At 72.5% G+C, this 9,207-nt stretch carries 4 protein-coding genes; 3 read left to right on the top strand and 1 reads right to left on the bottom strand.

The window, feature by feature from the left end:
- The first annotated feature begins 6 nt into the window (after positions 1-6).
- Both mhpA and GA0074692_RS10640 read left to right on the top strand, forming a co-directional pair.
- Complete coding sequence (gene mhpA / locus GA0074692_RS10645) at positions 7-1,575, top strand: bifunctional 3-(3-hydroxy-phenyl)propionate/3-hydroxycinnamic acid hydroxylase MhpA (protein WP_245730262.1); 1,569 nt, start codon at positions 7-9, stop codon at positions 1,573-1,575.
- A 31-nt stretch (positions 1,576-1,606) separates the two neighbouring features.
- Positions 1,607-2,494, top strand: coding sequence for a class I SAM-dependent methyltransferase (locus GA0074692_RS10640; protein ID WP_091642614.1), 888 nt, complete (start codon positions 1,607-1,609; stop codon positions 2,492-2,494).
- A gap of 69 nt (positions 2,495-2,563) precedes the next feature.
- Here GA0074692_RS10640 and GA0074692_RS10635 read toward each other — a convergent pair whose 3' ends face one another.
- A complete protein-coding gene (locus GA0074692_RS10635; RefSeq protein WP_091642610.1) occupies positions 2,564-3,325 on the bottom strand; it encodes a thioesterase II family protein in 762 nt (253 codons plus the stop codon).
- Positions 3,326-3,608: 283 nt separating this feature from the next.
- On the opposite strand from GA0074692_RS10635, the gene GA0074692_RS10630 reads away from it, so the two are divergent.
- Positions 3,609-9,185 (top strand): SDR family NAD(P)-dependent oxidoreductase, encoded by a 5,577-nt coding sequence (locus tag GA0074692_RS10630; RefSeq protein WP_091642607.1) that lies wholly within the window; start codon positions 3,609-3,611, stop codon positions 9,183-9,185.
- Positions 9,186-9,207: the final 22 nt, after the last annotated feature.

Here is a 9,207-nt window from a genome sequence, read left to right as displayed (position 1 = left end):
ATGCTGATGACCGACGTCCTGATCGTGGGCTACGGCCCCGTCGGTGAGATGCTCACGATCCTGCTGGCGCAGCGAGGGCTCACCGTCACGGCGGTCGAGCGCTGGGCCACCCCGTACAACTTCCCGCGTGCCGTGTCGTACGACGGGGAGGCGAGCCGCATCCTGGCCGCCGCCGGCGTCGCCGACCGGCTCGGCCCGGTGGTGGAGTCGTCGGGCGAGTACACCTTCAAGAACGGCTTCGGCCGGACCCTGCTGCACGTCAAGGTGACCGGCGACGGCCCCATGGGCTGGCCCGACTCGGTCTCCTTCTACCAGCCCGGCCTGGAGGCGCTGCTCGCCGAGCGGGGAGCGGAACTGCCGGGCGTCACGGTGCTGCGCCCGTACCAGGTGACCGGCCTGGTCGAGCACGACGACCGGGTCGAGGTCACCATCGCCGGGCCGGAGGGCGAGGAGGTCCGCGCGGCCCGCTGGGTCGTCGGCTGCGACGGGGCCAACAGCTTCGTCCGGGAGCATCTGGGCAGCGGCGTCACCGACCTCGGCTTCACGTACGACTGGCTGGTCTGCGACGTGGTACCGCACGAAGCCCGCGAGTTCAAGCCGAACAACCTCCAGGTCTGCGACCCGGCGCGCCCGCGCACGGCCGTGTCGGCCGGCCCGGGGCACCGGCGGTGGGAGTTCATGCGGGTGCCGGGGGAGAGCTGGGAGGAGTTCGAGAGCGTCGAGAGCGTGTGGCGGCTGCTCGGCCTCTTCGACATCACACCCGGGAACGCGACCCTGGAGCGGTACGGCGTCTACACCACCCAGGCGTGCTCGGCCGACCGCTGGCGGTCCGGCCGGATCCTGATCGCCGGTGACGCGGCGCACGTGATGCCGCCGTTCATGGGGCAGGGCATGAGCTCGGGTTTTCGGGACGCCCTCAACCTCGCCTGGAAGCTCGACCTGGTGCACCGCGGCCTGGCCGACGAGGCCCTGCTGGACACCTACCAGGAGGAGCGCTGCGCGCACGTGCAGCACGCCATCCGGATGTCCATGGACTCGGGCACGGTCATCTGCGAGACCGACCGCACCGCCGCGGCCGGCCGGGACGCCGTCATGCTCGCCGAACTGCGCCGGCGCACCTCCCGGCCGCGCACCCGTTCCCTGTTGGAGCCCCTGGCCGGAGGGGTCCTGCACGGTACGGCCGTAGCCCCCGCTGCCGGCGCGGGCGTGCCGATGCCGCAGGGGCGCGTCGAGGTCGACGGTCGCGCCGGGCTCTTCGACGAGGTCGTCGGCACCGGCTTCGCCCTGGTCTGCGCCGAGGAGCCCGACGGCCTGCTCGACGCGGACGCCCGGGCCTTCCTGGATTCGCTCGATGCCCGGGTCGTCCGGGTCGTTCCCGCCGGCGCGCCCGCCCCCGGACCCGGCGCCGCGCCGACCGCCTTCGACCTCGACGACGTGTACCTGTCCCACCTCAAGCGGTATGACGCCGTGGCGGTGCTCATCCGGCCCGACTTCTACGTCTTCGGCACGGCCGCCGACCCGGCCGGTGTGCCCGCGCTCGTCGAGGACCTGCGCGAGCAGGTCCGGCGCGGTTGACCAGCATCCCACCCACCGGAAGGAACTCCACATGTTCGAGAACCTGAAGATCGCCGGCCGGGCGATCCGCACGGTCTTCACGGCCGACCCCATCACCCGGGTCCGGCGCTTCTACGAGATCCAGTCACCCGACGTGGAGTTCGCGGCGCGCCGTACCCACTACATGAACGTCGGCTACTGGGAGGACGGGGTCACCGACCTCGATACGGCGGCCGAGGCGCTGGCCGACAAGCTGGCCGACGCCGCCGGGATCAAGCCCGACGAGACCGTCCTCGACGTCGGCTTCGGCTACGCCGACCAGGACTTCAAGTGGCTGCGCGAGCGCCAGGTCGGCAAGATCTACGGACTCAACATCACCCCGCACCACGTCGAGTCGGCACAGCGCCGGGCGCAGGAGGAGGGCTTCGCGGACCGGACGGACTTCCGGCTGGGCAGTGCCACCGAACTGCCCTTCGATGACAACACCTTCGACCGGGTCGTCGCCCTGGAGTCCGCCTTCCACTTCTACCCGCGCAGCGCGTTCTTCGCCGAGGCGCTGCGGGTGCTCCGTCCGGGTGGCGTGCTGGCCACGGCCGACATCATCCCGGTCAGCGCCAACGTCGTGCGGGCGGCCATCCAGTCGGGACCGCTGAGCTTCGTCAAGTTCAGCATCCCGAAGGAGAACTGGCACGACCGGGACACGTACCGGCAGGAGCTCGTCGAGGCCGGCTTCGCCAACCCGGAGGTGCACTCGATCAAGGACCGCACCTGGGAGGGCTGGCGGGCGTACATGGCCGGCCGGACCGACGACCCCGAGTTCCGCGCTGTCGTCAAGCCCGCCGTGCGCAAGAGCATGGCCGCGCACTGGAAGAACCAGGACCTCATGAAGCGCGAGCTGGCGCAGCTCGACTACGTGATCGCGGTCGGCCACAAGCGATGACGCCCCGCACGGACGAGGGGCCCGCCGACCGGTCGTGACACCGGTGGACGGGCCCCTCGGCCGGTGGGATCAGATGGCCGGCGCCGCGCTCAGGGCGGTCGAGATGGCCCGCAGGACCGCCAGCTGGTGCTCGGCCAGGAAAAAGTGCCCGCCCGGGTAGACCTTGAGGTCGAACGGTCCGGTGGTGTGGGTCGACCAGGCCCGGGCCTCCTCGACCGTCGTCTTCGGGTCGTCGTCGCCGGTGAAGACGGTGATCGGGCAGCTCAGCGGTGGACCCGGCCGATAGGTGTAGGTCTCCGCGGCCCGGTAGTCACTGCGGATCGCCGGCAGCGCGGCCCGCAGCATCTCCGGGTCCCCGAGGACGGCGGAGTTGGTGCCGCTCAGCTTCCTCACGTCGGCCAGCAGGCCCTCGTCGTCGAGTAGGTGCACCGTCTCGTGCCGGGGCTGCGACGGTGCACGGCGTCCGGACGCGAACAGGTGCGCCGCCGTACCGCCGTCCTGCTCGATCAGCCGGGCGAGCTCGAAACCGACGCTGGCCCCCATGCTGTGGCCGAAGATGGCTACCGGCTCGTCCAGCCAGGGCCGCAGCACGGTGAAGACCTCCCGCGCGAGTCGGTGGACGTCACCGACGCACTTCTCGTGGCGCCGGTCCTGCCGGCCCGGGTACTGGATCGACAGCACCTCCACGGCGGGGGAGAGGCTGCGGGAGACAGGAAAGTAGAAGCTGGCCGACCCGCCGGCGTGAGGCAGGCACACCAACCGCCTGGCGCCACCCGGAGCCGGGTGGAAGCGTCGCACCCACAAGCCGTTGTCGGTATCTGGCGTGGTCATCCCTGGCGGTCCCTCCGGCGACTGCGATTACCGACCGGATCGTGTCAGACCCGGTCGAGGCGACGCTAGTGCGGCGGGTCGGGGGCGGACACCCCTAGCTGGCCCGTTGCCTGGTTAGGGGTTGTCCGCGCTCGCGCACACCCAATAACTTCTCCCCGCAGATAGGGATTCTCGTGGCTTTCGGCCGAGCGAGCCGAACGACAGATACAGGTGTCGCCTGAGACTTCTGCCATTCGTACCGTCGCTTACGTCGAGTCTCCGCCGTGCATCGCGATGGGCTGGGTTGATGGACACCGAAGACAAGCTCCGGGAGTACCTGAAGAAAGTCACCGCCGACCTGCGGCGGACCCGGCAACGGCTCCGTGACGTCGAGGCCGACGCGCAGCAGCCGGTCGCGATCGTCGGCACCGGCTGCCGGTTCCCCGGCGGGGTGCGGACGGCCGAGGAGCTGTGGGACCTCGTCGCAGCCGGCGGCGACGCCATCGCCTCCTTCCCCGCCGACCGTGGCTGGGACCTGGACACCCTCTACGACCCCGAGCGGTCCCGGCCCGGCACCTCCTCCGTCCGCGAGGGCGGCTTCGTGTCCGACGCCGCCGAGTTCGACCCCCGGCTCTTCGGGGTCTCGCCGCGCGAGGCGCTCGCGATGGACCCGCAGCAGCGGCTGCTGCTGGAGACGTCGTGGGAGGCGGTCGAGTCGGCGGGCATCGACCCCACCAGCCTGAAGGGCGCCCGGGTCGGGGTCTTCGCCGGTATGACCCACAGCGGGTACGCCCATCCGCCGGAGACCCCGCCGGCGGGTGTGGAGGACTACCTGGGTCTCGGGAACGCGGGCAGCATCGCCTCGGGTCGGGTGGCGTACTCGTTCGGTTTCGAGGGGCCGGCGGTGACGGTGGACACGGCGTGTTCGTCGTCGTTGGTGGCGTTGCACCTGGCGGTGCAGGCGTTGCGGTCCGGCGAGTGCGACCTCGCCCTGGCCGGTGGTGTGACGGTGATGCCCACCCCGGCGGTGTTCGTCGACTTCACCCGGCAGGGCAACCTGTCCCCGGTGGCCCGGTGCCGGGCGTTCGCCGATTCGGCGGACGGCACGGCGCTCGCCGAGGGCGTCGGGGTGTTGGTGGTGCAGCGGTTGTCGGACGCGCGGCGTGATGGGCGTCGGGTGTTGGCGGTGGTGCGTGGCACGGCGGTGAACCAGGACGGTGCGTCGAATGGGTTGACGGCGCCGAATGGTCCGTCGCAGCAGCGGGTGATTCGGCAGGCGTTGGCGTCTGCGGGTTTGTCGGCGGCTGATGTGGATGTGGTGGAGGCGCACGGTACGGGCACGACGTTGGGTGATCCGATCGAGGCGCAGGCGTTGTTGGCGACGTATGGGCAGGGTCGGGATGTGCCGTTGTTGTTGGGGTCGGTGAAGTCGAATATCGGTCACACGCAGGCTGCTGCGGGGGTGGCGGGGATCATCAAGATGATCTTGGCGATGCGGCATGGTGTGGTGCCGGCGTCGTTGCACGTCGATGCGCCGTCGTCGCATGTGGACTGGTCGTCGGGTGCGGTGGAGTTGGTGACGGAGTCGCGGGCGTGGCCGGGTGTGGGGCGTGCGCGTCGGGCGGGTGTGTCGTCGTTCGGTATCTCCGGGACGAACGCGCACGTGATCCTGGAGCAGCCGGAGCCCGAGGTCGATCCCGAGGCCCCAGCGGAGCCGGAGTCCGTTCCGGCGCCCGTCGCGCCGGCGGTGGTGCCGGTGCCGTGGGTGGTGTCGGGGCGTTCGGAGCGGGGTTTGGTGGGTCAGGCGGCGCGGTTGGCGTCGTTCGCGCGGGGTCGTTCGGACGTGTCGCCGTTGGATGTGTCGTGGTCGTTGGTGACGACTCGGGCTGCGTTGGAGCATCGGGCGGTGGTGTGGGGCTCGGGCGTTGACGAGCTGGTGGTGGGTTTGTCGGCGGTGGCCGAGGGCCGGTTGTCGGGTGTGGTGTCGGCGGGTCGTCGGGCGGTGTTGTTCACGGGTCAGGGTTCGCAGCGTGCGGGTATGGGTCGTGAGCTGTACGACGTGTTCCCGGTCTTCGCGGCGTCTTTCGACGCGGTGTGCGCGGAGATCGATCCGCATCTGCCGCGTTCGTTGCGTGAGGTGGCGTTCGCCGAGCGGGGTTCGACCGACGCCGCTTTGTTGGACCAGACCGCCTTCGCGCAGGCGGGGTTGTTCGCGGTGGAGGTGGCGTTGTGGGAGTTGCTCGCGTCGTGGGGTGTGCGGGCGGATTTCCTGGCTGGTCATTCGATTGGTGAGGTGACCGCTGCGTATGTGGCGGGGATGTTGTCGCTTGCTGATGCGTGTGTGTTGGTGGCGGCGCGGGGTCGGTTGATGCAGGGGTTGCCGGCTGGTGGGGTGATGGCGGCGGTCGGTGCGCCCGAGGCTGCGGTGCGGGAGGTCATTGACGCTGCGGGTGCGGCGGCTGACGTCGCGGCGGTGAATGGTCCGGCGTCGGTGGTGGTGTCGGGTGCTGCGGGTGAGGTGGCCGTGGTGGTGGCGGCTGCTTGTGGGCGGGGTTGGCGGGTCAAGGAGTTGTCGGTCAGTCACGCGTTCCATTCGCGGTTGATGGATCCGATGTTGGTTGAGTTCCGGTCGGTGGTGGCGGGGCTTGATTGGCGGGTGCCGAGGGTTCCGATCGTGTCGAACGTGACCGGTGGGGTGGTGGACGCGGGGGAGATCACCGATCCGGGCTACTGGGTGCGGCACGTGCGGCAGCCGGTGCGGTTCGCCGACGCGGTACGTACCCTGCACCAGCAGGACGTGACGCACTTCCTGGAGGTCGGCCCCGACGCCGTACTGACCGCGATGGCGCAGGACTGCGTCGAGGCGACCGGCGACGTCCGGTTCACCGCCACCCTGCGTGCCGGCCACTCCGAGGCCGCCACGCTGCGCACCGCCCTGGCCGAGCGGTACGTCACCGGCGGCCACGTCGACTGGGCCGGATACCTCACCGGCGGCGGGGCCCGGCCCCGCACGGTCGCCCTGCCCACCTACGCCTTCGACCACCAGCGCTACTGGCTCAACACCGCCACCGGCGGCGCGGGGGCGCCCGGGCTCGACGTCCGCCCCGTCGACCATGCGCTGCTCGGCGCCGCCGTGCGCGTGGCCGACGACGACGTACGGGTCTTCGGCACCGAGCTATCCGCGAAGACCCATCCGTGGCTCGCCGAACACGTCGTCTGGGACTCGGTGGTGGTGCCCGGCGCCGCCCTGGTCGAGATGGTTCTGCACGCGGGCGCGCAGGTCGGCTGCGAGACGCTGGACGAGCTGACCCTGGATGCCCCACTGGCGCTCACCGAGCAGGGCGTCCGGGCGGTGCAGGTGAAGCTGGGCACGGCGGACGAGGAGGGACGCCGGACGGTCACCATCCACTCCCAGGCTGCGGCCGACCCGAACGGGGAGTGGAGCCGCCACGCGGCGGGCGTTCTCTCACCCGCCGCACCGCAGCCCGACGGGTCCGAACCGTCGCCCTGGCCGCCCACGGCCGCCTCCGTCGTCGCGGTCGACGAGGTCTACACCGAGCTGTCCCGCCTGGGCGTCGAGTACGGCCCGCTCTTCCGGGGCCTGCGCGCCGTCTGGCGTACCGATGATGAGGTGTGCGCCGAGGTGGCGGTGCCCGACGGCACCGAGGTCAACGGCTTCGGCATCCACCCCGCACTGCTGGATGCGGCGCTGCACGTCGTCGGCCTGCTCGACGACGACGGGGAGGCGTCCGGCGTACGCCTGCCCTTCGCCTGGACCGGCGTCACCCTCTCTGCGGTCGGCGCGACCGCGCTGCGGGTACGCGCCTGGCGCAGCGGCGGCGGCGTCACCCTCACCCTGGCCGACCCGGCCGGCGCCCCCGTCGCCCGGATCGCCTCACTGGTCTCCCGCCCGGTGACCGCCGACCAGGTACGCGGCCCCGGCGCGGGCGTCGACTCGCTGTTCGACGTCGCCTGGCAGGCCGTGCCGCTGGGCGTCCCGGCGACCGCCCGCGCGGTGCTCCTCGGCGACGGCCCGTCCGGCCTGTCCGGACTCGCCAGGTACGGGCTCACCGAGCTGGCCGAGGCGGTCGACGCCGGCCTGCTCGACCCGGAGCTGGTGCTGCTCGCGGCGTACGCCGACGACGAGCGCGCCCCGGTCCCCGCCGCGACCCGGACCCGGCTCGCTGCCGTGCTGGCCGCCGTCCAGGGCTGGCTCGCCGACGACCGGCTGGCGGAGCGGCGGCTGGTCGTACTGACCCGGGGGGCCGTCCCCGCCGGCGATACCGACCGGGCGACCGACCTGCCCGGCGCCGCGGTCTGGGGCCTGCTGCGCTCGGCCCAGGCGGAGCACCCCGACCGCTTCGTGCTGGTGGACCTCGACGAGGCGCGGCGGCCGGAACCCGACGGGGCTGCCGGCACGGTGGACCTGGTGGCCCGCGCGGTCGCCACCGGCGAACCCCAACTGGCGGTCCGGGACGACCGGGTGCTGGCACCCCGGCTCACGCCCGCCGCGCTCGATCCCGCGCTGGGCGCCGAACTCGACCCCGACGGGACGGTCCTGGTCACCGGTGCCACCGGCGCCCTCGGCGGCCTGCTGGCCCGGCACCTGGTCAGCGCGCACAAGGTGCGACGTCTGCTGCTCGTCAGCCGGCGGGGGGCGGACGCCCCCGGGGCGGCGGAGCTGCTGACCGGGCTGACCGCGCTGGGCGCGCAGGTCCGGTTGGTGGCCGGGGACGTGGCCGACCGGGACTCCCTCGCCGCGCTGCTGGCCGGCGTCCCCGCCGAGCACCCGCTCACCGGCGTGGTCCACGCCGCCGGTGTCCTCGACGACGCGGTGATCTCGGCGCTGACTCCCGAGCGGGTGTCCGCCGTGCTGTCCGCCAAGGCCGATGCCGCCTGGCACCTGCACGAGCTCACCCGAGGGCAGGACCTGCCGATGTTCGTCCTCTTCTCGTCGGTCGCCGGCGTTCTCGGCGGCCCCGGGCAGGGTAACTACGCCGCAGCGAACGCGTTCCTGGACGGCCTCGCCCACCACCGGCGTGCCTCGGGCCTCGCCGCGACCTCCCTGGCCTGGGGTCTCTGGGCCGCGGACAGCGGGATGACCGGTGCCCTCGACGCCACCCAGCGGCAGCGGATGAGCCGCAACGGCCTTAGCCCGCTCGGCGCCGACCAGGCGCTGCACCTCTTCGACGCCAGCCTGCGCGGCGGCCGTCCCCACCTGGTGCCGGCGCTGCTCGACCCCGCCGCGTTGCGCCGCCAGTCCGACGCCGGCCAGCTCCCGGCGCCGCTGCGCGGCCTGGTCCGGGCCCGGCGGCGCGTCGTCGACGGCGGCGGCGACGGCGGCGGGCCGTCCTTCGCGCAACGCCTGGCCGGCACGCCCGAGGCCGAGCGTGGCCGGCTGGTGGAGGACCTGGTCAAGGCGCAGGTCATCGAGGTGCTCGGCTACCCACCGGCCACCGTCGTGCCCTCCGGGCAGACGTTCACGGGCCTCGGCTTCGACTCGCTGACCGCGGTGGAGCTGCGCAACCGGCTGGCCGCCCTCACCGGGATCCGGCTGCCGGCGAGCCTGATCTTCGACTGCCCCACGCCCGCCGCCCTTGCCGATTTCCTGCTGGTCGACGCCGCCCCGCCGGCGTCCGAAGCGGGCCTGCTGGCCGAGCTGGACCGGCTGGAGGCCGCGTTCGCCGCGACCGGGCCGGAAGAGCTGGAACGACTGGTCGGCGACGACGAGACGCGGACCGCCGTGGCGGTCCGCCTCCGGGCGCTGGTCACCAGGTGGAGCGACGCCACCGACCGGCCGGCCGACGTCAGCCAGGCCCTCGACGATGCCTCGGACGACGAGCTGTTCGACTTCATCGACCAGAAGTTCGGCCGATCCTGACCACGAGTCCGCCGCTTGCCCC

It is taken from the genome of Micromonospora pallida (assembly GCF_900090325.1).
Classification (GTDB): Bacteria; Actinomycetota; Actinomycetes; order Mycobacteriales; family Micromonosporaceae; genus Micromonospora; species Micromonospora pallida.
Note: the sequence above shows the minus strand (reverse complement) of the source record. Positions and strands in the feature narration are given on the sequence as shown.

Bases quoted from the DNA above. Each gene is read 5' to 3' on its own strand.
- mhpA (WP_245730262.1), top strand. From the start codon at position 7: ATGACCGACGTCCTGATCGTGGGCTACGGCCCCGTCGGTGAGATGCTC.
- GA0074692_RS10640 (WP_091642614.1), top strand. From the start codon at position 1,607: ATGTTCGAGAACCTGAAGATCGCCGGCCGGGCGATCCGCACGGTCTTC.
- GA0074692_RS10635 (WP_091642610.1), bottom strand. From the start codon at position 3,325: ATGACCACGCCAGATACCGACAACGGCTTGTGGGTGCGACGCTTCCAC.